Annotated in this window: 20 protein-coding genes and 1 pseudogene; 8 read left to right on the forward strand and 13 right to left on the reverse strand. The window is 51.9% G+C overall.

What is annotated here, in order from left to right; all coding sequences use genetic code 11:
- Positions 1-13: 13 nt before the first annotated feature.
- Positions 14-397: a hypothetical protein gene (locus tag ABD028_RS19570; protein ID WP_343847131.1), complete on the reverse strand. Its 384-nt coding sequence runs from the start codon at positions 395-397 to the stop codon at positions 14-16.
- 183 nt (positions 398-580) lie between these two features.
- Between ABD028_RS19570 and ABD028_RS19575 the strand changes: the two genes are divergently transcribed.
- From ABD028_RS19575 to ABD028_RS19585, 3 genes are all read left to right on the forward strand, one after another.
- Complete coding sequence (locus ABD028_RS19575; protein WP_343847132.1) at positions 581-3,151, forward strand: TonB-dependent receptor; 2,571 nt, start codon at positions 581-583, stop codon at positions 3,149-3,151.
- Positions 3,152-3,663: 512 nt separating this feature from the next.
- Positions 3,664-4,932 carry a DUF805 domain-containing protein gene (locus ABD028_RS19580; protein WP_343847133.1) on the forward strand — a complete coding sequence of 423 codons (1,269 nt, stop codon included), beginning with the start codon at positions 3,664-3,666 and terminating at the stop codon, positions 4,930-4,932.
- Positions 4,929-5,192 carry a hypothetical protein gene (locus ABD028_RS19585; protein ID WP_343847134.1) on the forward strand — a complete coding sequence of 88 codons (264 nt, stop codon included), beginning with the start codon at positions 4,929-4,931 and terminating at the stop codon, positions 5,190-5,192. Before ABD028_RS19580 ends, ABD028_RS19585 begins: the two co-directional genes overlap by 4 nt.
- Before the next feature lie 108 nt (positions 5,193-5,300).
- Here the strand turns inward: ABD028_RS19585 and ABD028_RS19590 are convergent, their stop codons facing one another.
- Positions 5,301-5,894, reverse strand: a complete 594-nt coding sequence (locus tag ABD028_RS19590) for an OsmC-related (seleno)protein (protein ID WP_343847135.1) — start codon at positions 5,892-5,894, stop codon at positions 5,301-5,303.
- Between the two features lie 135 nt (positions 5,895-6,029).
- On the opposite strand from ABD028_RS19590, the gene ABD028_RS19595 reads away from it, so the two are divergent.
- Entirely contained in the window at positions 6,030-6,494 is a 465-nt protein-coding gene (locus tag ABD028_RS19595) for an Lrp/AsnC family transcriptional regulator (protein ID WP_102795882.1), read from the forward strand.
- A gap of 115 nt (positions 6,495-6,609) precedes the next feature.
- On the opposite strand, the gene ABD028_RS19600 is transcribed toward ABD028_RS19595, so the two are convergent.
- Entirely contained in the window at positions 6,610-8,700 is a 2,091-nt protein-coding gene (locus tag ABD028_RS19600) for a TonB-dependent siderophore receptor (protein WP_343847136.1), read from the reverse strand.
- A 208-nt stretch (positions 8,701-8,908) separates the two neighbouring features.
- On the opposite strand from ABD028_RS19600, the gene ABD028_RS19605 reads away from it, so the two are divergent.
- On the forward strand, positions 8,909-10,972 hold the full coding sequence (locus ABD028_RS19605) for an amidohydrolase family protein (protein ID WP_343847137.1): 2,064 nt from the start codon (positions 8,909-8,911) through the stop codon (positions 10,970-10,972).
- Positions 10,973-11,054: 82 nt separating this feature from the next.
- On the opposite strand, the gene ABD028_RS19610 is transcribed toward ABD028_RS19605, so the two are convergent.
- The 4 genes from ABD028_RS19610 to ABD028_RS19625 form a co-directional block, all read right to left on the reverse strand.
- Complete coding sequence (locus ABD028_RS19610) at positions 11,055-12,212, reverse strand: nuclear transport factor 2 family protein (RefSeq protein WP_343847138.1); 1,158 nt, start codon at positions 12,210-12,212, stop codon at positions 11,055-11,057.
- Between the two features lie 103 nt (positions 12,213-12,315).
- Positions 12,316-13,332 (reverse strand): AraC family transcriptional regulator, encoded by a 1,017-nt coding sequence (locus ABD028_RS19615; RefSeq protein WP_343847139.1) that lies wholly within the window; start codon positions 13,330-13,332, stop codon positions 12,316-12,318.
- 109 nt (positions 13,333-13,441) lie between these two features.
- Positions 13,442-14,677, reverse strand: a complete 1,236-nt coding sequence (locus ABD028_RS19620; protein ID WP_343847140.1) for an MFS transporter — start codon at positions 14,675-14,677, stop codon at positions 13,442-13,444.
- Positions 14,678-14,692: 15 nt separating this feature from the next.
- Positions 14,693-15,586 (reverse strand): dihydrodipicolinate synthase family protein, encoded by an 894-nt coding sequence (locus tag ABD028_RS19625; protein ID WP_343847141.1) that lies wholly within the window; start codon positions 15,584-15,586, stop codon positions 14,693-14,695.
- 99 nt (positions 15,587-15,685) lie between these two features.
- Between ABD028_RS19625 and ABD028_RS19630 the strand changes: the two genes are divergently transcribed.
- Positions 15,686-16,984 carry an aminotransferase class I/II-fold pyridoxal phosphate-dependent enzyme gene (locus ABD028_RS19630; protein ID WP_343847142.1) on the forward strand — a complete coding sequence of 433 codons (1,299 nt, stop codon included), beginning with the start codon at positions 15,686-15,688 and terminating at the stop codon, positions 16,982-16,984.
- A gap of 62 nt (positions 16,985-17,046) precedes the next feature.
- Positions 17,047-19,884, forward strand: coding sequence for a UvrD-helicase domain-containing protein (locus tag ABD028_RS19635; RefSeq protein ID WP_343847143.1), 2,838 nt, complete (start codon positions 17,047-17,049; stop codon positions 19,882-19,884).
- Between the two features lie 77 nt (positions 19,885-19,961).
- Here ABD028_RS19635 and ABD028_RS19640 read toward each other — a convergent pair whose 3' ends face one another.
- From ABD028_RS19640 to ccoG, 4 genes and pseudogenes are all read right to left on the reverse strand, one after another.
- A complete protein-coding gene (locus ABD028_RS19640; protein ID WP_343847144.1) occupies positions 19,962-20,123 on the reverse strand; it encodes a winged helix-turn-helix transcriptional regulator in 162 nt (53 codons plus the stop codon).
- A gap of 16 nt (positions 20,124-20,139) precedes the next feature.
- Positions 20,140-20,337 (reverse strand): annotated as a pseudogene (locus tag ABD028_RS19645) (c-type cytochrome); the annotation flags it as partial.
- A 181-nt stretch (positions 20,338-20,518) separates the two neighbouring features.
- Entirely contained in the window at positions 20,519-22,210 is a 1,692-nt protein-coding gene (gene cysI / locus ABD028_RS19650) for an assimilatory sulfite reductase (NADPH) hemoprotein subunit (protein WP_343847145.1), read from the reverse strand.
- A 26-nt stretch (positions 22,211-22,236) separates the two neighbouring features.
- Positions 22,237-23,610 carry a cytochrome c oxidase accessory protein CcoG gene (ccoG, locus tag ABD028_RS19655; protein WP_343847146.1) on the reverse strand — a complete coding sequence of 458 codons (1,374 nt, stop codon included), beginning with the start codon at positions 23,608-23,610 and terminating at the stop codon, positions 22,237-22,239.
- Between the two features lie 116 nt (positions 23,611-23,726).
- Here ccoG and ABD028_RS19660 point away from each other — a divergent pair, with 116 nt between their 5' ends.
- Positions 23,727-25,136 (forward strand): aminotransferase-like domain-containing protein, encoded by a 1,410-nt coding sequence (locus ABD028_RS19660; RefSeq protein WP_343847147.1) that lies wholly within the window; start codon positions 23,727-23,729, stop codon positions 25,134-25,136.
- A 143-nt stretch (positions 25,137-25,279) separates the two neighbouring features.
- Here the strand turns inward: ABD028_RS19660 and ABD028_RS19665 are convergent, their stop codons facing one another.
- Positions 25,280-25,453 (reverse strand): hypothetical protein, encoded by a 174-nt coding sequence (locus ABD028_RS19665; RefSeq protein WP_343847148.1) that lies wholly within the window; start codon positions 25,451-25,453, stop codon positions 25,280-25,282.
- A 39-nt stretch (positions 25,454-25,492) separates the two neighbouring features.
- Positions 25,493-25,783, reverse strand: a complete 291-nt coding sequence (locus ABD028_RS19670; protein WP_343847150.1) for a zeta toxin family protein — start codon at positions 25,781-25,783, stop codon at positions 25,493-25,495.
- Between the last annotated feature and the right edge of the window lie 66 nt (positions 25,784-25,849).

Consider the following 25,849-nt stretch of genomic DNA (forward strand, 5'->3'; position numbering starts at 1 on the left):
ACTGACCAGGGAATTAAGCAAAATCTAAAGTCCCTTTAGGGAACATGGTTCGTACATGAATAGTATCGTTATCCAGGTTACCTCGCACCACTACCCCTTTAAACCACTTAATGTTCAACTCCTGATCAATGCTTTGATAGCCGGTTTTTTTATTGAAATTATAGTAGTAGTCCCAACTTGTTATATCGACAGCATGTTGGGTGTTTGCGCCAACTCCCAGCGTACACACCTCGTCTGCTATTTCCATTAACGCTTTTGTAAAGTCACTGTCTATAACCCACAGCCAATTGGGGTTGAATACCCCTTTATTTCGCTCCCAGGATTCTCTTTGATCGAGTCTTACATGTTCAGTAAGTATATGGGCCATGTCTTGCTGACTAATTTTGGCGGTTGGCATGTTGCCTCCTGCAATTTTTCCCGATTGGATGAAAAACGAAACCAGTATGGTCATTGGAGTATAGATCCGGTTGGCATATGTGCTTGAGATACTTTATTCTTTATTATCTTAATTTGTTGTAATAAATAATTCGTTGTTGTAGCTTTGTTAACAACACATAAGCGGCGTTACAGGAAAGACATAATGACAAATCGTAAACCCAATAAGCTTTTGTTGGCGGTACAGGCCGCCTTGCTTGCCAGCCAGGCCTTACCCGCCCTGGCCCAGGAGGCGGACCAGAATGAAGTGGAAGTGGTGGAAGTCAAAGGCTTCCGTGGCTCGGTACAAAAAAGCCTGAATATCAAAAGGCTGTCCAGTACGATAGTGGATGCCATTTCTGCCGAGGATATCGGCAAGTTCCCTGATCAGACGGTGGCCGACGCTATGTCGCGTATTACCGGTGTGCAGGTGGAAAAAACCGATGGCGAGAGTGATAAAGTCAGTATTCGTGGTACCGCGCCGCACCTTAACCTGACTTTGCTAAATGGCCAGAATGTGGCCTCAGCCACGGCCTCTACCTCCATTCTGACACCTTCCAGAGGCTTCAATTATTCCTTGCTGCCTGCCGAAGTGGTGGAAACCCTGGAAGTGCATAAATCAGCCCAGGCCAAGGTAGACGAAGGTTCTATTGGCGGCACCGTGATTGTGAAAACCCGCAAGCCATTGTCTACCGATAACAATTATCTGGTGCTGTCGGCTCGTGATGGTTATCAACAAAGCAGTGGTGAGCACAGCCCATTGTTGTCGGGTTTTTATTCCTGGAAGAATGAAGACAGCAACTTTGGTTTGAACGTCGGTGCGGTATACAAAGACAACAGTATTCGCAGAGACCGTTTGAATACCGCCGGTTTTGTGCCAGCCCAGATTGACGGTAAGGATCTCTATGCACCGTCGGAAGTGCGCGCTTCACGTTATGAATCGGACAAAGACCTCAATACCCTGACCGCCACCTTCGAATATGCGGCGAGCGATGCCCTGAAACTTACCTTTAATAACCTGTATTCCAGTGTCGATGTCAGCAATAAGCAGGTGGCTAACGGTGCCTATGTGGTCGGCAGTGTCAACGACATCATCAATTCGCAGCTGGTAGGTGACACCATAGTGTCAGGTCAGGTCCCTGGCAATGAAGCGGATGCAAACTGGGCCAAAGAAGTGCTGTACAGCGCCGGTAGCCACGACGGCAGTTACGATACCCGCGTGCATGATCTGCAACTGGAATACCGTGGCGATAACTTTACCTGGACCGCGCAGCTTGGCCAAACCAAGGCTGAAGGCGAGATTCAGGACGATCAGGTTGAGTTTCAGTCCAGCGCACTGGTGGGATTTGATCTCAGTGGCGGCCAGATCCACTATGATTTGCCCGATGATTTAACCCCGCAAGGCTACACCGGCCTCTACACCCATAGAAACCTGATCAGCAATACCCAGAAAGAAACCTACCTGCAAACCGATTTGAATTGGATGCTGGACTCAGACTGGCTGAAGTCGGTGGATGTGGGTTTGAAATACCGTGACCACAATAAAACCTCCGGTTTGTACAAGGTGGTATGGCACCCTAATGATGTGGGGGCCATGACCCTGGCAGATTTTACCGACGGCAAGCTGATGGACGACTTTATGGGCGAAGGACGCCAGCAGTCAGACTTATACCAATTCCGCTATGCCAGTTGGGACGAGTGGACAGCCTCTACCAAGCCACTGCGTGAATACGACCATATGCAGTATGGTTTCGATCTGACCGAAAAAGTTACCAATGCTTATGTGCAGGGAAATTTTGCCTTCGACAAACTAAGCGGCAATATTGGCGTGCGTTATGCCCGTACCGAGCAGCGCAGTGAAGGGGTGGACTTTTACATGAAATATACCTGGGATCCGGCGTCCTGGACCTGGGTACCGGTGATCGTCGACCGTGACTACACTGATGTGCTGCCGAGCCTGAACCTGAATTATCAGTTGCAAGATGATGTGATCCTGCGTTTCGCTGCATCCAAGGTCATGTCGCGTCCGGATTATGATCTGTTGACCAGTCGCCGGGGGTACCGGTTAAGCGCCTGGTCTAACCCCAAAAATCCTGGGTTCCAGGGCAATCCAAACCTGGAGCCTTATCGTGCGACCCAGTACGATTTGTCGGCCGAATACTACTTTACCAAGTCGTCTATTTTGTCACTGGCGTTTTTCTATAAAGACATCAGCACTTACATTGACGAACAATACTTCCCGGAGATGCTGCCGGATGACGAGGGTAATGTACAGGAATACAACCTGAAAACCCCGGTTAACAGTGACGGTGGGGTTAACCAGGGTATTGAGGTGAATATTCAGCATGACTTCAACAATGGCTTTGGGGTGTTGGCCAACTATACCTACGCTGATGCGGATATGGACGAGGAAGGCAAAGAGTTACCCAACAACTCAAAAGACACCTATAACGCCACGGTTTACTATGAAAAGCATGATGTGTCGGTGCGGCTTTCCTACAACTACCGCGGTAGTTACTACGCTGGTGTGGTAGGGGACCTGCGCTGGTACCAGGACGGTTATGGCCAGTTTGACGCCAATATCAGCTATAACCTGAACGACAATGTGACTTTGCTGCTACAGGGGGTAAACCTCAGCGACAGCAAACAGGAAGCCAATGTAGGTGACGACAGCCGCCCCTACTTTGTTAACCACTATGGCCGACGTTTGTTTGCCGGTGTGCAGATGAAGTTCTGATAGCGATTATCCCGAATAGTCAAAGGCCACCTGCGGGTGGCCTTTTGTATTGGTAGCCAATCTATTTTAGCCAGTAGTGCTGCAGACGGTTTTGCCCCTTAACATTGCAATCCCCTTAGCGTGACGATCCCCTTAGTGGGTCGGAATTGATTCCGACAGCCAGCCCGATACAACCCAGGTAGGTCGAAATTTATTCCGACAAACATAGCCCATCTCCTGCGATTAACAGACAAAAACCTGACGATAATCTCAATTAGGAATTATTATCATTTAATTGCTGTTACCCTCAGGATATTTATATCAGCAGCTACTGGCGCCGCGGCAAGCCTGAAGACCTGCATGTGATTGATAAACGCGAAGATGCTCAGCAGTTTGAGGCTGGTTAAGGTAGGGAAAAATGTGAACAGGCATTAACTGATGAATATTTGACCTGGTGGCTGGTTCTGGCAGAATTTTCCTGATGGTTTCTCGGGCTTAATCAATACGGGGCTCCCGCATAAGGGAAGTGATGGATGCCAAATCAAGTTCAACAGGCTGTTAAAGGCTTTTTGCTATTTTTGTTCAGATTTGATGGCGAGCTGAACCGGCGATATTTCTGGCTGCATTTTGTCTTGGCTCAGTGCCTTATTTTGGTTGCCGTTATTCCCAGTAGTGGGCGGGAAGGGGGCGAACTAACTGTTTGGAGCTCCATGCTACTGATTCTTGGCACATTGGCCATGATCTCTGCATGGATCAGACGGCTACGGGATATTGGCTGGACCCTGTTCACCTTAGTGTTAATGCTTGTTCCCTATCTTAATTTATTGCTGTGGTTAGTTATTGGTCTGACCCGCGGCGGTGCCCAGACCAATCCATTTGGTTTTTTATCAAGAATCAGCGCTCATACTTATGTGGGGTTGGGAATGTTAGTGCTGATGTTGGCAAAATTGGGCAGTGATATGGCGCCTACAGTGGGCAAAAACCTACCCAGTGGCAACATAGGGACTGATTTAGCCAGCCCTCAAACAACAAAGCTGCTTAAACCTTCAGTGTCTGAAGGGCAACTTGAGTTCCTGGAGTTTGCCCGCCATGAGTTGGAAAGCAACTATTATCAGCATGGGCCAATTTATTATAAAACTACGGGTTCTTTGGCCGAGGCCCAGGTTTTTTTCGCCAGACGTGTCAAACATCCTAAATTGGTGATGGCGATACCCAGAACTGAACAGGAGATCCGCAAAATATACGGCAGTGATCTCAGTCCGAGGGAGGTTGCGCTAATCCAAGAGCAGATGCAGCAACTTGAAAGGCAAATGCAAACAGCCCCGCTTCAGGCAGATACGACCTCGGGACCACTGTCTATATCAACGTTGAACAGGCAGTTGGAAAATGAAGCCGTGGATACGCTGATACTGGTTGGGCACAGCAATGATGAAGGGGTGTTGCTGCCAAGTGGAGAGATGGTCAACCTTCCTTATCTGATAAATAAAGCTATGCGCCACGGTAAGCAGGTGCTGGTGTTATCCTGTAACTCGCAAAAACTGATTGGTGAAGGCAACAGTGGTCTGGTGTCCGTGGACAGGCTGGAATTTGAAGCTATTTTGGCAGGATTGCATCAGGCTGAGATCATGCGTTGTCGTAATCAACCCTGTAGCACTTCCATGGGAGAGTATCTGGCTGAGTTGGACAAAGGAATAGCTACTACCGTGCAGGCTGCCAGGGGTAAAAAAACCGTCGTTATTGCAACCCTTAGCGGCAGCGTTATGGTAACAGGTGTGTATCTTATCAATGAGGAACGGGAATGAAGATATTTGGCCATCAGTTGGATTATGCGGCTAAGGTGTTCGATGCCCATCGCCGACCTGTTGACTGCGGTGCCGATGATACGGAACTGAAACAAAGGTTAAGCTTGGCCCAGGGGTATTCCCGGGTTGTGATGCAGATTCTGGTGTCACTGATTATTTTAGCCGGATGCTTCGCCATTCTGTGGTTATCTGATGACCAAAGCCTGCAAAAAGGCAGCTTTGGATTGATGGGTACGGTTATCGGTTACTGGCTGCGTTAGCATAGCGAGACAGACTGGCGGGAATCAGCATCAAGGTAACTGGCAGCCAAACAGCCCCTGGTCAAACTCGCTGAAGGCGCAGGGATTTCGGGGCACTATTGATCTTGTCTAGCCCCCTGAACGGCTGATTACTTCATGGCCGTTGTAGATTAAACGGGTTGACCAGGGAATGGGGTTTCTCAGGGCATAATGGGCCATACAACCATTTTCTGCTTCATTCAGTAGATCTTTGATCCGCTCTTCTGGCTCAGGGCTGTCAATCAGCACATGGGTTTCTACCACATCGCAGCCACCTTCGGTCATATAGCCATGCTCGCGCATATGGCCAAGGTTAGTCCGAAATACAATGCGCTGTTCGAGCTTCAGGCTGTCTACCCGAATGTTACGGGCATTGAGGATATCGGTTAAATGGGTCATTAAGCAAAAACCAATGCCTGCCGCAAAAAATGCCAGGGGCGGTGGCGCGGTATCTTCACCAACCGGCGGCTGCTCATCGCAATATAATGTAATCGGGCTGAAGCCGGGAATATTGACCGACACCACCCCGGTTTTGCTTTGCATCTTACCCGATTCTGCCACCAGGTTGACTTCGAAACGGTAGGGTTCGGGATGCCGCGCTTTGCTAAAGGGCGAAATCTGATACTGAGTGGTTTGCGGTTGCTGGTCGCTTAGCTCGCCAACGTGAAAAAATTTGTCTGCCATGCTTGCCTCATTGATGTTCTTAACCGGTAAACATTTTAGGGCTAAAGACGCGACGGAAGTCGTCAAAATGGCCTTTGATTTGCACTTTTTTGACGGTATCGTGCAGTTATTGATGTGATTATGAAGGAATCCGTTATGTTGACCGAGCAAGATAAAAAGATCCTGGCGCAACTGCAGGCCAATGGGCGTATGTCGATGGTGGAGCTGGCTAAAGCAACCCATATGTCTGAGTCCACCTGCCTGCGCCGCACCAAAAGCTTGGAGGAGTCTGGGGTGATAAAGGGCTATGGCGCCATAGTGGATGCCGAGGAAGCGGGCTTTGGCGTCACTGCGTTTGTGCAGGTCAGTATCAACCAGCAAAATGAAGCGGCCTTTGATCGGTTTAAAATGGCGGTGCGAGCCCACCCCCTGATCCTGGAATGTTATTCCTTATCCGGCGCTTATGACCATCTGATGAAAGTGGTGGCACGAACTAATAAAGAACTGTCGCATTTTATTCTGAAAACCCTGCGCGCCTTTCCCGAGGTACGGGAAGCGCAGACCTTGTTTGTCTTGCAGCAGGTTAAACATAGCCGCGCATTGCCGGTAAACCTGCCATAAAAAGAGCGGTGCATAGAAGGCCAGTGATTTTGACAATACGGCCGCTGGCATATTGTTACGACAACGGCTCGTTTGTTCTACTGACTAGTTTCTCCCTTGAAATCAGGCAGCTTGATTAATAACGCCAGGTCAGTGTGGCCTGAACCTGCCGGGGCGCGCCGTAAAAGGCCTGGTCCCAGTAAAGGCTCGCCAGGTGTTTCTTATCCGTCATATTGCTGGCATTGAAGGCCAGGCTCAGATTGTCACTGGCCTCATAGCGAACAAACAAATCAATCAAGGCATAACCTGGTTGCTCGCGGCGCAGAGCTGGCTGTGGCTCAATATAGATATCATCCTGCCATTTCAGGCTGGCACCCAATGACAGGGCTGGCAGGCTGCTGGGATAGTAAACCCCCGATAACTTGGCCATATTGCGCGGCACATAAGTACGAACTTGTTGGCCATCGTTACCCTCGACGCTGTTTAGCCAGGTATAACCAAAGCTGATGTTAAAGGCATCACCGATACTGCCCACCAGTTCAAGCTCTGCACCATCCGATTGATAATCCAGACCATGATAGGTGTTCACGCCATTCTTGACGGCGGCAAATTCGCCAACGTTTTTCAGATCGGCACGAAACAGCGCCAGGGTGGCGGTGGCGTTGTTATTCAGATTGAACTTAGCACCGATTTCGGCATTGTTGCCTTTGGCAACGCCCAATGCCTGAAAGTCCGGGTCGACAAAAGATTGCGGGGTAAACACTTCGCTGTAGCTGGCGTATAAGGCCAGGCTGTCATTCAGCTCATATAAACCGCCAAGGTATGGCACGGTTTCGGTGGCATCCGAGCTGGCATCGGTACCATAGCTATAGCCATGCTGGGCCACCGACATATTGCGGGCGCCTAACAACAGCGAAAACGCGTCACTTAAGTGCAGTCTTGTGGCCAGATAAACCGAGCGATGAGTCTGCTTGTCCTGATGGCCGCTGCTGTAGGGATCTGAGGCATCGAAATCACCGACCTGGGTTTTCCCTGCAGCCCAGTCTGCGCCCAGGGCAGAATCGCTAAATTCGTTGTCGTAGAAGGACTGACCGAACAGTTCAATGTGGGCGTAGTTCACACCCAGCATCAGCTCGTGCTGGCGGCCAAACAGGCTGTAGCTGCCGCTTAAATACAAATCAGCAATGCGCTGGGTTTCATCCAGATCATATTGATTGGGCAGGCCAATCATGCCCAGACCCGTCTGTTTATCTGGTGCGCCATATACATACATGACCGCAGAGTCCTGCTCTACCTTGTTTTCGCTAAGCAGGGCATTCAGACTCCAGTTGTCGGAAAGCTGATGACGCAATTCGGCAAAGGTCTGGCTGTTTTTTACATCGCGGTATGCCCATTCTGGTGCTGTGCTGGTGGCAACGTCAAAATCAGTTGGGCTACCGTCGCTGTAAAACAGCGGCAGGGCACCGGATAAACTGCCATCCACGTTGTTAAGGTTGTAGCTGTGACCGAGAGTAATGGCGGTATGTTCGCTAAACGCATATTCAGCCACCAGGTAAAGCAGGCTGTTAACGTCTTCCTTGCGATCCAGATAAGAGTCGGCCCGCTCTTTTACCACCACCGCTCGGCCATTCAGATTGGCGCCAAGGCTGCCGGAAACATCGCCCTCAAAGCGCAACCGACTGTCTGAACCTGCCGACAAACTGGCATAGCCGCTTAGCTGCTCACTGGGGCGTTTTCGCAGATAGTTTACCGTGGCAGATGGATTGGCCAGCCCGGTCACCAGGCCAGCCGCGCCTTTTATCACTTCTACCCGCTCAAATACGGCAGTATCCGGGTTGCCATGGGATAAACCGGCCGAGAAGGGCACACCGATGCCGTCATATTGGAAATTCACCACATCAAAGCCGCGGGCCGTGTAATAGATGCGGTCGGTTTCCACTTTCTCCACTGTCACCCCTGGCGTATACGCCAGCAAGTCGTTTACTGAACGCAGGGCGAAATCGTCCATTTGCGGACGGGATACCACGGTCACGGTTTGTGGGGTTTCATACACCGTAAGGTCCAGCTTAGTCGCAGAGCGGCTGGCTCCCTGGTTACCGTAGACCTGTATCACTTCAACGGCTTGATTGTCCGCCGGATTGGCAGCGGCGGAGTGACTTATTGCCATGGATATAAAGGGCAGTTTTACCGCCAGCGCCAAGGCGCTAAGAGGTTTGGTGTGTGGCATGTGTGTGCTCCTGGCCTGTATTTTGAGGGCGACATAGTATGTTGGAAATATATTTTTGTAAATGATAACGCTTATCGTTAAGTTGATTTGTGCTGATAGTGAAGATACATGTATGGATTACTGACAGCTCGCAGCAGCGCGCTTGTAACCATGCAAAATATGCTTATACACTGGGGGTCATTGAAACTTCTTAAGTAACAGATTTGCTATGCGTATCCTAAATATTAGTATTCTGCTTGGCCTGTTGCTGGGGTGCTCCCAGCCGCCATCTGCCGAAGTCGCCAACAACCAGCCTGACAGTGCCAGTCAGGAAGAGCAGCGTTTTAACGTGATATTAAACGGTAATGTGGTGGGGCATTTGTATGCCACCCATCAGGGTAATGACATCAGTATTGATTATGATTTTAAAAGCAACGGCCGTGGCCCTGCCTATAAAGAGCAGGTCAGCTTAAACGCAAATGGCATTCCACAAAGCTGGACAATCAGCGGTAACACTACGTTTGGCAACCCGGTGGAAGAACAAATGCAAATTCATGCCGGGCAGGCTACCTGGCGGGATGCCACCGGCCCGGGGGAAGCCAGAATAGACAGCAATGCGCTGTATGTACCGCAAAACAGCAGCCCTTATCAGGCCTATATAATGGCCAGGGCACTGATGCAAACCGAAGGCAAAAGCATGGCCGCGCTGCCTGCCGGCACCTTAAACCTGACGGCGTTGGAAACCTTGCAAGTGCAGAGCGAAGAAGGTTCGGTGACGTTAAACACCTTTGCCCTGGCGGGGGCGGATCTGGATCCTGATTACCTGATCCTGGACGGTAACAAACAGTTTTTTGCCTATATTACCCCGCGTTTGATTGTGATCCGCGAAGGCTTTGAAGCTGAGGAAGCTAAGTTGCGTCAGCTGTCGGCCAAGTATTCCACCGAGCGTTTTGAAGCCCTGCAATCTGAATTTGCCCACCACTACCAGGGCGCTGTACGGATTCGTAATGTGCGGGTGTTCCAGCCACAAAGCTTAAGTTTGAGTGAGCCTGTGTCTGTGTTGGTAAAGGGCGAGAACATCACTGCCATTGAACCGCTGGAAATTGCTACGCAGGCCGGTGAAACCGAAATCGACGGTGCGGGTGGCACCCTGGTTGCCGGGCTGTATGAAATGCATGCCCACACCGGTGACGACGACGCGCTAATGAACGTGCTGGCCGGGGTCACTTCAGTGCGGGATATGGGCAACGCGCTGGAGGTGCTGGACGAGCTGAAAAATAAAATCGACAGTGGTGTATTGGCCGGACCGCGTATTACCCGCTACGGCATGATAGAAGGTAAAAGTCCGTCAAATAACAACAACGGTATCCTGGTGGAAACCCAGGAACAGGCCATTGCCGCCGTACATACCTATGCCGAGCATGGCTTTGACGGGGTGAAGCTTTACAACAGTATGAAAGGCGAATGGGCACCGGCCATAGCCGAGGAAGCCAAGCGGCTGAATATGCGTGTCACCGGCCATGTACCGGCTTTTTCTAACGCCAACGCCATGATCCGCGCCGGCTTTGATGAAATGACCCATATTAACCAGGTGATGCTGGGCTGGGTGTTAAAGCCCACTGAAGATACTCGTACCTTACTAAGGCTGACCGCCCTGGATCGTTTGCCTGCCCTGGATCTAAGCAGCCCTGCGGTACAGGAAACCCTGGATTTAATGGTAGAAAATCAGGTGGCTATCGATCCCACTCTGGCTATTCACGAATACCTGCTGTTGTCGCGTAACGGTGAAACCCGAGCCGGCGTCAGGGATTATATTGACCATATGCCGCCTGGCGTGCAGCGCAGTGCTAAAGTGTCGCTGGCAAAAGTGGCCAGCCCGGAGCAGGACCAAGCCTATCGTGGTGCCTATGAGCAGATCCTGACCACTTTGAAAATGATGAAAGAGCGCGGTATTCAGCTGCTGCCTGGCACCGATCTGGGCGGTGCCTTCAATCAGCACCGCGAACTGGAACTGTATCAGCAACTGGGTTTTAGCCCGGCCGAGCTGCTGAAGCTTGGCAGTTATGCTATGGCCAACTATCTGGGGCATACCGACCGCGGTAGTATCGAACCCGGCAAACTGGCGGATTTCTTCCTGGTGCCCGGTAACCCAACCGAAGATATCAAGGCGATTAAAATCATCAGCCTGGTGTCCCGTGGCGGCGTGTTTTATTACCCCAGCGAGGTGTATCCAAGATTTGGCATTAAGCCTTTTACCAACATTCCCAAGGTGAAGGCGCCTGCCAGTTTGTAATTCATATGTTTAGGCTGGTGGGCGACCCGGAATCGGCGTTGCCCACCTGTCTCAAATAATCTTTCGTACATTGCTGCCAATATTACTCGGCGGTTTCTTTTGTCAGCATGTCGATCATGGCCCTGGCCACCCCGGCCGAAGACAAATAATTCTGCCCGGTGATAATCCGTCCATCGATTTCAATATGCGGTGTATTGCGCGGGCTATACAGAAATGTGCCGCCGCGCTGCTCAATGGTCTTGGTAATTAAAAACGGGAATTCCTTAAAGTAAGGTCTGTCGGGATGTTCGTATTCGTCGGGATAGCCGCTGATACGCCGCCCTTTAACCAGGTACTCACCGTTTTGCAGACGAAGATGGGCAATACCGGCGGTACCGTGGCACACCGCAGAAATAATGCCGCCATGCTGCTCATAGATGGCCATACTGATTTTTTGCAATAGCGGGTTATCTGCCACCCCATACATGGCATTGGTGCCACCCACATAATGTACGGCGCGGTAGTCTTCTGCCATCACCTGCTCGGGTGTCAGGGTATGGCTAATGGCATACATAAAATCGCTGTCGTACAGATACTTTTTGTGCATGGGTTGTGAGGTGTTGATATAGGCCAGCGGCAATGCACCGCCTTGAGGGCTGACAAAATCAACGCTGAATCCGGCCTTGGCAAATTCGTCGTACGCATTGACGATTTCCGAGAAGCTCACCCCGGTAGGCAGGCTCGAATCACCATGAAAATGCGCGCTGGAAAGGATAAACAGAATGCGCTGACCATTGTGCGAACTGGCCTCACCGAAGGCGCTTTTGCTTAAGATTTTCCACACCCCATCTAGCTTTTTCAGCAACAACATATCGATATAGCGCTGCTGTTTTGCCGGCATCAGTATCTCGGCCTTGACGGTGGCCAGGTTGCCTTCCCTGTCTATATACAAAATACGGCCGAGGCGCCCGTTAAACTGGCCCTGATTGGCCTCCTGGTACCAGTTGATATAGTCAGTGGCGGTGACCTCCCAATAAGGCTGGTCGTTCTTTTCCAGATACAAGCGTGCCTGCTTGTGAAAGGCTTGCTTTAATCTGGTCTTATCGCTGTAGGCGCTGCCGTGGAAATAATGCTGGATGGCAGTTTCGATGGCGGCATGCTCTTTGGCATCTGTCGCCCCTGTGCCTGCATCAGCCGCTGCAAGCTGCGTAAACGTCAGCGAAATCAGCAGGGTGACAAGTGTGAATAATCGATGTTTCAAAATGGTAGCCTCCGTTAAAGTGGCTGGCCACGTTAGCGAAAAGGCTGGCAAAAACACTGCGAAATGATAATTCCGTAGTGCCGGATTATGCTTTCGCAGCCTTTTATGGCGGGAGTTGACGGAACTTGGCCGGGGTGGTGCCGGTAAATTTCTTAAACGCCGAGTAAAAGGTGGATAGGGAGTTGTACCCCGACGCATCAGCAACATCTTCGGCACTTAATGCGGTATCACAGAGCAGCAGAGATTTGGCATGTTCAATGCGTTTCTCATTCAGGTAATGAGGAAAAGACATCGCCAGATTGTCGTTCACAAACTGCGATAATTTGGAGGTGTTGGTGCCCAGACGTTTGGCCAGTTGCGCCAGGGTCAGGTTGGGATTAAGGAACAACTGCTCGTCGTTCATCAATTGATTGAGTCTGGTCAGCATGGCGGCGGCATCGTCGTCCGGTATTTTTTTATCCTGATAGCGATTTTGTTGGCGCTCCTTGCGGGCCAGCATCGCCATCACAATACTAAGGTAAAGGATCAGCGAAAAACTCAGCGCGCCGCTGATATAAGAGGTATAAGCACCGGTGAAATAGGCCAGCCAGATAACCGCCGTACCCAACCAGATACTCAGGCAAAGTGTTGCAGGTGTCGACAAGTCAAAGGGTTTCTGTCTGACTTGCAGCAGCCAGGGCTTAATATGCCAAAGGCTAAGCAGCAGATAAAACAGCCACACATAGTTCACCACTTTATACAGCAGAACACCCCAAAGTGCGGTGTGGGTTTGATAGGGATAAAGCACGCCTATTACCAGGATGGTCGACAATGGCGTCAGCACATGGCCCCAGCTGTACCTGGGAACGGGTGAGCCGCGTTGTACCGATAGGCAATACAGATATAAAAACGGTCCAATCAGCAGACAGGCAGACAGCCCAACTTGCAGGAAAATTTTGGCCAGATCCGGTGAAAAATAGAAAAACACCGATTTACCCACGCGGATGCTGAGCATCAGCAACAGGCAACCGAGCAGCACATCGCTTTGGCTGCGATGGGTTTTGCTTAGCAGGTAACCAACCAGTAACAGGGCATTAAAAACGCCCAGGGCGCTGAAGAAAAAAAGCAGTTGTGCGGTCATCTAATGGTTGTCATTTCAAGCTTGTAACTGTCGGTGACCACTATATCTTCTGCATTGCGCTGGGCAACCCCTATCTACTTATCCCTAACGGAATAGCTGCTTGCTAATCCTAACCGGCTTGGCCAATCTCAGCCTGCTGTGCTTGCTTCTGTTTATTGATACCAAAGCGAAAACACAGCAGATGGGCCAGGCCCAGCATTGTGAATGACAGGATAAGTGGCATCAGCACGAATTTATCCACCAGATAACCGGCAATCAATGCCCCCAACGAGGCAGCACTTATTTTTGCAGCCGCTACCCACATATACACCTGGGCAGCAACCTGTTCGGGGGCATACTCACTGCGGGCCGCCAGGGTGCTGGCAAAAAACAGCGCATTAACCAGGCCGCAAAGCCAATAGGTAAATAGTCCTACCGGCAAAGAGGGGCTTAAACCAATGGCTATCAGAGTGAGCAGCAATATCGCCGCATGCTGTTTGAGTAGCGTCAGGGCGTCTTTGCGCAGCGGTTTAACCATCAGCAGCAAGCCACCGCACAAGGTGCCAATACCATAACAAGTCACCAGATAGGCGCCCTGTTCCTGAGCGCTTTGCCAACTCTTTGCAAGATAAACGGCGAGCACAGGTAACGCGGCCACGCTGCAGGCTGCCACTGAGGTCATAATAATAGTGGTACGTAATGGGGCAGAGCGGCTAATCAGGCGCATCACCTGTCCAACACTTTGGATCTGCGCTTTATCTGCGCCTGTTTTGGTTACAGGCGCAGGGAAACTGAGTATGCACAGGCCTGCCAGTATTGGCAGCAGCATCAATAGCGTTAGTGCCATCTGTGTTGAGTAGCTGCCAGAGAGGACTGCCACCACCAACGGCCCCGTCGTAATACCCAAGGCATAGGTTATGGCGTCCCAATTTTGCGCGCGGCGTCGGGTCTCCCGGTTTGGCCCAACCAGGCCAGCCAACTGGGTGCTCAGGCCACCCATCAAAAAGGAGCTGCAGGTGCCACATGTCAGCAGCGATGTCACTGTCAGCCACAGCAGATGCTGCGCAAAACCCAGGATGGCAACTTGAAAAAAGCCCGCGTAGATAAAAGCTGCGGCAATCAGCAGACGGCGGGGATCCCTGGCATTATCCAGCCAGCGGCCAAACAAGGGGCCGAGCAGATGCGGAAAGGTCAGGCAGGCCGCCAGCGCACCGGCTGTCTGCCCGGTGGCACCTTGCTGATTGGCCAGTAAAATAACGGCCACGGTTGAGCCACCGGTTGCTGTTCTTGCCAAGGTGGCAGCCAGCACATACCTGAGTAACACCGGAAAGTTAAATAAACCCGCCACTCTTGCAACCTTGTACATCTGCGCTGTTCCTTATTAGCTGAGGTTTAACTGTGTCAACAGGGTTTCAAGACTGGCCCGCTCGGCACTGGTTAAAGGTTGCAGCGGCTGGGGTAAACAGTTGCTTTCGGTGATTCCCAGAATATCGGCCGCGGTCGCCATGACCCGCATTCCTCCCCAGTTGCGCACAAACAGCTGCCACAGTGGCTCTAATTGCTCTGCCCATTGTATTGCCAGCACTGCCTGATGGTCTTTGATGGCCTGAACTATGCGCATGGCGGTTTGCGGAAACAGGCCGCCCACCACCGACAACCACAGATCGCAGCCGGCTTGCAGCCCGGCCACTGCAAATTTGTCGCCACTGACACCAATGGCCATGTTGGCTGGCACAATGGAACGTAACCTGGCCAGACGCTCTGCACCTTGTGCATTGGCAAATGGCATACCGGGGATCTTAATCGCTGCCACATTGTTGAGCCTGGCAACCTCTGCGTACAATTCATCGCTAAAGGTAAACTGGGTGACGCCGGGATTTTCATAAACACACAAAGGCACCGACAACTCGGCACTGACCTTGGCATAAAGATTGTAGACTTCCGCCTCAGTCAAGGGATGGTAGGACACTGGTGCCAGCAATACCGCCTTCACGCCAGCCTGCTGGGCGAGATAGGCTTTTTGCAAAACGTCTTTGGTACGTAGCGCACCAATACCCACCATCACCGGAATGCCGTCGGCCAGCGCCACGGTTTTCTCCGCCACAGACTGAAATTCAGCGTGGTCCAGATAAGGGTACAACCCGGTAGAGCCCATGGCACAGATGGAATCGACTTTGGCGTCAGTCAAACGGCTTAGTAGCTTTTCAAACGCCTGAAAATCAATACACTCATCCCGAAAAGGGGTCAGCGGAAATGCACATAAGCCTGTAAACATTGGAACTCCTGTAGAATAGGGTTAAGACAAAAAGATGGGCTTGAGCGCACATAGCGTTATAATGGCCCGTGACAAAAAATATATTGTCATAGGACAAAAATGAAAGTCAATATATCAGGTAACAGCGCGCAGAGTATTTTTGAATCGGTGCGGGAGCTAACCCAGAGCGGCGACTTGCCCGCAGGCGCATTACTGCCGCCGGTACGCGAACTGGCCGACACGCTGGGTGTGAACCGCAATACCGTGTCATCCGCCTATCAGCGCCTGGCCAAAGCCGGTATTGCCATTACCCAGGGGCGCTTGGGGACACGCATTTGTCAGTTAACCGATGCCGGTGAGCAGGAGGGCATGACCGACACGGCCTTGTATGACCTGGCCGATGGCAGTCCTAAACGTGATTGGTTACCTGACTTAAATCAGGTGGCAAGCCGCACTCAGTTTCAACAATACCTTTACGGTGAAAACACCCTGCTACCGGGGCTGGCCGAATTTGGCCAGCAATGGCTTGCCCACTGCTGCCCCGGTGATTTTGATATCGTGCTGAGTAATGGCGCCATCGACGCCATGGAGCGTTTAATGGCGGCGCATTTGCTGCCAGGCGACACTGTGCTGGTGGAGCAGCCCTGTTATATCAGCTCGGCTAACGCCATCCGTCTGGCCGGTATGAAGCTTAGCGGCGTGCAAATCGACAGATTCGGCATGCAAACCGAAGCGCTGCATGCGGCGCTCGCCAAAGGCGCGCATGCGGTGATTATTACCCCCAGAGCGCATAACCCAACCGGCGCTTGTTTGTCGGCAGAGCGCGCCCAGGCACTTCGGGCGGTATTGGCGGAGTATCCCAATGTATTGGTGATGGTTGATGATCACTTTGCGCTGATGGCCGAGTCTGAATACCATTCGGTTATCCCCGCTACCACGCAAAGCTGGGCCATATTCCGCTCGGTATCCAAAGGATTCGGGCCGGATCTGCGACTGGCCATTATCGCTGCAGACAAAGACACGGTAGCCCGTTTCAATACCCGTTTAGCCCCGGGCATGTCCTGGGTGAGCAGGGTACTGCAGGCCATGGTACTGACCTGCCTGACAGATAAGTCGGTGCAGGCTAAGTTAGCCGACACCAAACTGCAGTGCGCGCGGCAGCGCAATTTCTTACTCGAAGCGCTGGCGGCGCACGGGGTGTCATGCCCTATGACAATCGACGGCCTGAATGTCTGGGTGCCGGTCAAGGGCAACAGCCAGGCAGCGGCCTATGAATTATCCCGTAAAGGCTGGCTGGTCAGGCCTGGCACCTCGTTTGATATTAATCAGGAATCCCAGGGGCTCAGAGTCAGTATTCAAAATATTAATCAGGAGATTGCGATTCGGTTTGCTAAGGATCTGGCCAGTATCCGCGGGTAATCGGCCAGGATTGTCTCAATAGCAAGTTTTGATGGTTATTTTATTGCCCGTAGGACGTGTTGGTGGCCAATAAACAACAGTATTTTCGTATTGAACCGAATTGGTTCTTCAGGTTATTTGGTGCTCCGGTATTTGAGTGCGCTATTGGTGAAGATGAGCTTGTTGTTCAGGGCTACCGAACCGCCCTTTGTGAACTTAACGCGCCGCCCAGCCTTGTGCCTGGATTTTTCTCGGCCGGTATGTCACTGGCGGGCCAAAGGCTGGCCAGTGGCTTGCCCAGGGCACAAGTCGAGCAATGCATTGCTGCCGTCACCTCTGTCTGGTATACCACCCGCGCTAAACAGATGCTGCATTTGCGTCAGCATATTCAATCCCAGCTTATTGAATCGTACTTACGTGAGCGAATCTGGAAGCAATGTAAAGCCTTGGCCGCGCAGGAAATTAGCCGCTGGCCGCGGGCCATTGAGCCAGGGCGGCTTAGCGATGAACAGCGTCAGGCGTTCTTATATGTGCGCCAGGTCGCCGCTTGGGATCTTGCTGCGGTTGAAAAGATCCGTATGGAGTTTATCGGTAAGCAGCAGCGCCAGTATGCGCATTTCTTTAATCAGGTTGAAAGTAACCCGCTTACCGACAAGCAGCAGGAAGCGTGCATCCGCATGGAGCACAACAATCTGGTGCTGGCAGGGGCGGGAACCGGAAAAACCAGCACTATGGTGGGCCGGGCCGGGTATTTGCTGGCCAGCCAGCAGGCCGTGGAGGCAGAGATCCTGCTGCTGGCGTTTGGTAAAGATGCTGCTGGTGAGATGAATGAACGCATCCAACATCGCCTCGGCACAGATAAAATCAGAGCCAGCACCTTTCATGCGCTTGGGCGGCACATTATCACCCATGTTGAGGGGGCTAAAGCCAGCATCAGCAAGTTTGCCGATGACGAGGCGGCAAAAAAACACTTTGTACAGCAAAGCTTTAACCTTTTACTGGCCCAACCCGGCTACAAGAATAAAGTCTTGACCTACTTTGAGCGCTTTCAGTATGTGGAGAAAAACCCGTTTGAATTTAGCTCGGAGGGTGATTACATCGCTTATCTTCGCGACAACGATATCCGCACCTTAAAAGGCGAAGTGGTGAAAAGTTATGGCGAGCTGCTGATCGCCAACTGGCTGTTTAAAAACGGCGTGGAATATCGCTATGAAGCACCTTATGAAATTGCCACTAAAACCCTGGAATTCCGCCAGTACAAACCGGACTTTTATCTCCCCGAACAGGGGCTTTACCTTGAATATTGGGGAGTCGACAAGCGGGGCAATACCGCGCCTTTTGTGAATAAGGCGAAATATCATGAAGGAATGCAATGGAAGCGCAGCATTCACAAGCAGCATGGTACTTTGCTGGTTGAGCTCCGCTACGCCGATCATCAGGCCGGTAAGCTTACCTCCACCTTAAGGGCCAAATTGCATCAGCATCAGGTGGTCTTTGAACCGCTGCCAGCCGAAGCCGTGCTGGAAACCCTCAAAGAATTCGGGGCCGTCAGTGCCTTGGCCGATATTCTCACGCAAGTAATGAGTTTGTACAAAAGTGCCAGAACCGATCAGAATGCCATGCACAACGTATTACAGGGGCCGCATAAGGCCTTGATTGAAGCGGCCTTAGCGCTGGTTGAGCCGATTCTGGACGCTTATCAGGCCGAGCTCGACGATGAGATAGACTTTGAGGACATGATTGAACGGGCTACTCAATATGTGGAGCAGGGGCGCTTTACCTCGCCATGGCGGCATATTCTGGTGGATGAATTTCAGGATATCTCCGCGCCCAGAGCCAGGCTGGTCAAAGCGCTAAGAAATGCCCACCAGGATGCCGTGCTATTTTGCGTGGGCGACGACTGGCAGGCCATTTATCGGTTCGCCGGTGCTGATGTAACCCTGACCACGCGTTATCAGCAGGTATTTGGCGATACCGCCTTAACTAAGCTGGATAAAACCTACCGGTTTAACGACAAAATCAGTGATGTTGCCGCCCGGTTTATCAGCCAAAACCCCGAACAGCTGCCAAAGCAGATGATCACCCATAAAAAGGCACCTTCGGCGGCGGTTTCACTGTTCAGAACCAACGACAGCAATGCCCTGGAGCGGGTATTGGCCCGGATCGAGCAAAACCTTAGTGAACCAAAAAGTGTTTTTGTGTTGGCCAGGTACAACTTTTTGCTGCCGGATAGCGCCACACTACAAGGTTGGCAGCGCAACTACCGCAAGCTTGTGATAAGTGCCCACAGTTTTCATCGCAGTAAAGGTATGGAGGCAGATTATGTGATTGTGTTGGGATTGGCATCCGGAGAAGGTGGCTTTCCTTCGCAAAAAATCACCCATCCGCTGGTGGATGCCCTGCTACCAGCCCTTGAACCCTTTCCCTTCGCTGAGGAGCGAAGGCTGTTTTATGTGGCCATCACCCGGGCCAGAGAACGGGTCTATCTGCTGGCGGATATGGCAAAACCCAGTGAATTTATCAAAGAGTTGCTGCGCGATGGTTATGACATCGACAAGGATGAATTTGACACCAGTGCCCAGCAGCGTTTGCTACAAATACTGACGTGCCCGACCTGCGATAGTGGAACCCTGCAACGGCGTGATAAAGGTGCCTTTGGCCCCTTTTTAGGTTGTTCCAATTACCCCCGTTGCGAACATAGTGAGAATCCCTGTGAACAATGCCAAAAGCCCATGCGTTTAGTGGAAGGCTGGAAGCAATGTATTAATAAGGCCTGCCAGCATCGTGTGCCTGTCTGTCAATTGTGTGGTTTTGAGATGCGATTGCGGCAAAGCGCCAGAGGGCCATTCTGGGGCTGTCAAAACTATCGAAAATCACAACAGCCCAGCTGTGGCTATACCAAGGCGGTTGATGCCAATTAATATTGGCCGCATTGGGCGGCGATGTTACGTATCATCGCGCTTATTGCTTAAACTCATATATAAGGCAACGAGGTCGGTTAGTTTTCCTTCACACTCAGCTTTGCCTTTTCTGCATGTTCGGCCCCCCAATCGCGCATCAGCATTAACAATGGAGTTAGTGTTTTACCGTAGTCGGTCAGGGAATACTCCACATGCGGGGGAACCACATCAAACACTTCCCGTTTGATAATGTGAGTCAACCGCCTGGCTTGAAAACTACTGTTTTAACGTCTGTTGGCTAAAATAAGCAGCCAGATCGGCGGCGTCCTGGTCGCTGAGTTTGGCCACCATAGGCTTCATCACCGCACTCATGCCGCCGCTGCGCTGGCCGTCGCGATAGGCCTTAATGGCTGATTCCAGGTACTGGGCATGCTGGCCTGCCAGATTCGGGTACATGGCCGCGATGCTGTTGCCATCAACGCCATGTCAGGCGGCGCAGGTGGCGGATTTGGCCTTGCCAGCCTCGGCATTGCCAGCGGCCAGTGCACTGCTGGTCAGTCCAACAGACAAGATAGCCACTAATGTCAGGTATGTTGCTTTCATAAATGTCTCCAAACTTATGTAAAAATGCGGTCGCTGCCAGATGGTGTCAGCCTCAGGGCTGGTAAAAATCCACCGAGGAATTCACTACCGGTGTGACGATATTGGCGCGCACCACGTAATCACCAAAGCCTTCCCCGTGCTGTTTGTTTTGGCTCCATTGGCTTATCAGCCCTTCCAGGGTTTTTAAGATATCCTCGATTTGCTTATTGCTTTGATAAAGCCTGGGAATACGTGTGCCCTGGCGGTTTCCGCCCAGGTACAAGTCGTAGCGGCCCAGCGCCCGGCCCACCAGACCCACTTCGGCCAGCATGGCGCGGCCGCAGCCGTTGGGACAGCCGGTGACGCGAAAAATAATCGACTCGTTGGCCAATTGCTGCGCCGCCAGTATATCGTCCAGATGCTCAATCAGCTCGGGCAGCACGCGCTCCGCCTCAGCCATGGCCAACGGACAGGTAGGGAAGGAAACACAGGCCATGGCGTCTTGCTGCTGGGGTGTCAGGTGTTGGTTTATCAAACCATGTTCCACCGCAATGGCATTGATGTCTTGCACATCCTCAGGGGCAACACCGGCGACAATGATGTTCTGATTCGGTGTCAGGCGAAAATCGCCTTTATGCATGGCAGCAATTTTGGCTATCCCGGTTTTTCGTAAAAGACCCGGTTGGTCAATCAGGCGGCCACTGGGGATAAACAAGGTCAGATGCTGCTTGCCGTCGATGCCATGTATCCAGCCGATACGGTCACCGCGGCTGGTGAAGGCATAGGGTTTGATGGGGGCAAACTGGCAACCGGCCCGCTGTTCTACCTCGGCTTTGAAGGTATCGACTCCAACCCGGTCCAGGGTGTATTTGGTTTTGGCATTGCGCCTGTTGCTTCTGTTGCCCCAGTCCCGTTGGGTGGAAACCACTGCTTCGGCAATGGCCAGCACATGGTCTAAGGTGATAAAGCCAAACTCACTGGCCAAACGCGGATAGGTACTGGTATCGCCATGGGTCATGGCCAGCCCACCGCCGACCAGCACGTTAAAACCAATAAGCTGGCCGGCTTGTTCGATGGCCACAAAGTTCAGGTCGTTGGCATGAATGTCCACATCGTTTTGCGGCGGGATCACAATGGCGGTCTTAAATTTGCGCGGCAGGTAATGCTGGCCCAGGATCGGCTCACTTTCCGGCTGCTCTACTTTTTCGCCGTCCAGCCAGATTTCCGCATAGGCGTTGGTTTTGGGCAGCAGATGTTCGGAGATTTTCTTAGCCCATGCATAGGCCTGCTGGTGTAATTCGCTTTCCACCGGGTTAGACGTACATAGCACATTACGGTTGACGTCACCGGCGGTGGCTCTGGCATCCAAACCCAGTTGGTTCAGCAGTTGGTGAACCGGCTTGATATTGTGTTTCAGCACACCGTGCAGTTGCACGGCCTGGCGGTTGGTCACCCGGATGGAGCCGTATTCCGTGCTGTTGCCAGCGAAGGCATCAATGCCCAGCCATTGTTTAGGGCTGATAATGCCGCCCGGCAACCTGACCCTGAGCATTACGCTGTGCAGTGGCTCAAGTTTCTGCTTAAGGCGCTCAGCGCGTATATCCCGGTTGTCCTGCTGATACATACCGTGAAAGCGAATCAACTGAAAATTGTCACCGTTAAATCCGCCGGTGAGTTGATCGTTCAGATCTTCGCGAATGGTGCCACGCAGAAAGTTACTTTGTGCTTTAAGGCGCTCGTTGTCGGATAAGGGTGTTTTTTTCATTATTGCACTCTTGTCGGGGCAGGGCGTTACCAAGCGCCACTGCCAGCGTAGAAGATGGTTTCTCTGGTCAGCGACTCGCCACTGGCCAGTTCCTCGATATAAAAATGAATATCAGTTTTTTTCTGCTCCGGGGTGTCGGGCACCGACACCGCCAGCGCCGTGGTGGCGTGCTCACCGGCACCCACCTCAATCTGAGTCGGGCCCTGTATCTGCAGGCCGTTAAGTCCGTCGACCCGAATGCGGTAGTGTTTGCTGTGCTGGGATTTATTCAGAGTTTTCAGCACAAAGGTGTTTTCAATATCGCCCTGGTTATTAATACGGTACAGGGATTGGCGGTCGCGGATCACGCTGACCTCGAAGTCGTGGCGATGCATCGCCCAGGCAAACATCATCGTCACCGTTAGCAGCACCGCCGCGCCATAGCCCAGATGCGCGGCCCAGGCGGTTTTACTGCCGCTTTCGGCGGCGTAGCGAATCAGTCCTTTGGGATAGTTGAATTTATCCATGGTGGCGTCACAGGCATCTACGCACAATCCGCAGTTGATACAGGCGTATTGCAGGCCGTCACGAATGTCGATACCTACCGGGCATACCTGCACGCACAGAGTGCAGTCAATACAATCGCCCATGCCCTGAGGCTTGGCAGCGCTGCGCTTTCTCGGCCCACGTGACTCGCCGCGGGCAGCGTCATAGGCCACCAGTTTGGTGGATTTCTGGAACATGGCAGACTGGAAGCGCGAGTAGGGGCAGATATGCTGGCACATTTTTTCCCGTAACCAGCCGCCGTTAATATAAGTACAAGCCGCAAAGAGCCACACCCAACCCTGAATAAGCAGGCTGGCTTCTAAGGTAAAGAAGGATGAATACAACTGTCTGGCGGGCACAAAATAGGAAATAAACACCAATGCCGTAGCCAGTGACAGCGCGCCCCACAAGCTATGTTTAAGGGCTTTTTTGGCCAGCTTGGCTGAACTCCAGGGCTGTTTGTCCAGGGTGCGGCTGTGGCTTTGACTGCCTTCCACCCGTCGCTCAACCCAGTTGAACATTAAGGTCCACACGGTTTGCGGGCAGGCATAACCACACCAGACCCGGCCATACAGTTGGGTCACATAAAACAGCAGAAAAGCGCCGAGGATAAACAGCAGGGCGAAGATCGCCAGGTCATGCGGGTATAAAGTGACGGAAAACACATCCAGGGTCTGCTGGCCAATATCAAACTGTACCGCCTGGCGACCATTAAAATGCAGCAGCGGCAGCAGTACAAACAACCCCACCAATAAAAAATTCAGATAGCGGCGCATACGCTGGAAGCGCCCACTTTGCTCACGGATGTAAATCTTGGCCGGCGAGGCAGGCACCTTAAGAATAATGTGCTGCTCAGAGATGGATGAATGATCCATGTTACCCCCACAGGAACAGGTGAAAGACCCGCGGAAGTGTAAGGATTAATTCTGTCTGTAATAGATACAATAAAGTAAATTACAATAGGTACAGATTGCGTGGTTAAAGCAGGCCTATGACGAGTTTTATATACGAACAACTGGCACAGCATTTCAGTGAGCAAATCCACACCGGATTGTGGCGGCCACAGCAGCGGTTGCCGTCTATCCGTCAGCTTAGTGAGCAGTTTGGGGTGGCTAAGATCACCGTGCAGCACGCCCTGCATAAACTCGAAGCCAGCGGCCTGGTGGAAGCCAGACCCCGCTCCGGCTATTTTGTCAGTCAGCGCTCTGTGCCCGGCGTGCCTTCCACCCGGCGGTTGCTGCATACCCAGCCAAGCCTGGTGAATATGCCGCTGATTTTTCAGGACATTATGGCCAGAAGCGCGGCCTTTGATCTGTGCCCCGGCGCGCCTGTGCATGAACCCGTTAACCATCTGCTGCAGCTTAATCGCCATATCGGCAGGGCCATGCGTCAGCATCCATACAACAAAGCGGTGTACTACACCGGTCCGCAAGGTAATCCGGCCCTGCGCGAGCAGATTGCGCTGCTTTACCGGGGCCGTAATTGTGCGCTGGATGCCGCGGCGCTGTGTATTACTGCGGGCTGTCAGAACAGCCTGTTTCTGGCGCTGATGAGCTGCTGCGAACCCGGCGACACGGTAGCGGTGGAAAGCCCGGCCTTTTATGGTGTATTGCAACTGTTGCAGCAACTGCGACTGAAAGTGGTGGAAATTCCGGTGTCGCCGACGCTGGGCCTGAAAGCCGCCGATCTGGAAGCGGTAATACGTAAATGGCCGGTGAAGGCCTGCGTGATCACCGCCAGTTTTGCTACTCCCACAGGAGCTTCGATTCCCGGTGAGGAAAAGCGCCAGTTGGTGGCACTGGCAGATAAGTACGAGCTGACGTTAATTGAAGACGATATTTACGGCGACCTGGGCTTTCACTTTCGCCCCGAACCACTCAAAGCCTTTGATAAAAATGGCAATGTGATTCTATGCAGCTCCATCTCCAAATCGCTGTCCAGGGATTTGCGCTTGGGCTGGGTAGCTGGTGGCCGTCACCATGACAAGATTGTGCATTTAAAGCTGATCAACCAACTGGCCAGCGGTCAGGCCATGCAGGAAGGGCTGGCCAGTTTTATGGCCGAAGGGCATTACAAACGTCATCTGCTGCAATATCGCCAGCAGTTAAAACGCCAGCGCGACGATTTACTTAAGGCCTTAAACGAGCTTTGGCAGTTTCCCTTTCGCTACACCGTACCCGAGGGAGGCATAGCACTATGGCTGGAGCTGCAAAAACAGCAGGACACCAGCTGTTATTATCAGCCGCTGTTAAAGGAAAATATTGTGATCACCCCAGGTGCCTTGTTTTCTACCCAGGGTCATTTTAATCACTACCTGCGCCTCAGCTTCGCCCACCCGGCCACGGGCCCTAGACGCCAGGCCCTAGCCCGACTGGCTGAGGTATTTGCTGGTCGGGGTTAGGTTGTTGGCAAAAAAAGATCAAGCTGACTTGCTGTGTGGTTTAGCTCTTGTGTTTGAAGTGGGTGATGGTGTTGGGGTTCAATTGTTCTGACCCTTCGATCTCTGACCTTTCGATCCTGAACCGAGGTTCCGAGCACTTGGGGTTATCGTGTTTGGTTGGTTTTAGCTAGTTCAATAACGGCATTTTGAGAGGCAATAGCGCGGTCGATCACTCGGCTATATACCTTCTTCTTTTCCGCTGAGTCAGCATTTCTTACGAAATCCGACAGCCTGGAGCTATGCTCTACAGGCTTTTTTTTCAATAAGTTAGCAAACATTTGAATCTCCACATGGTTGCTCAAACTTCGAGCAGGCGGTCATTCTATCAATCTGCAAAGCGTCTCGCGAGAGTATTTTTCTTTCACGTGGTTTTCGACCGCTTGTATATTCGCATGGTACATACGGGTTCGACCATCATTATCCTTTAAAAGTAGATCAACTTTGATTTGACTACCGAAATCTTCCTTGAGTTTCCTTATAACCTTTTGCGACTCTAAAAATTGTTCGATAAAGGTATCTTGCCTTATTCGTCGGCCTTCCAACTGCTCTCTGGACTGCACAAATTGCCATGCCAGTTTGGGAGACTGATATACGAAAAGTATCAACACTGTAGTGGTCTAATAAAACCAGACACCAAGTTAGGTGGTAGAATCCAACCATCAAATGAGGTGAAT

This window comes from Bowmanella denitrificans (assembly GCF_039522935.1).
In the GTDB taxonomy this organism is placed as follows: Bacteria; Pseudomonadota; Gammaproteobacteria; order Enterobacterales; family Alteromonadaceae; genus Bowmanella; species Bowmanella denitrificans.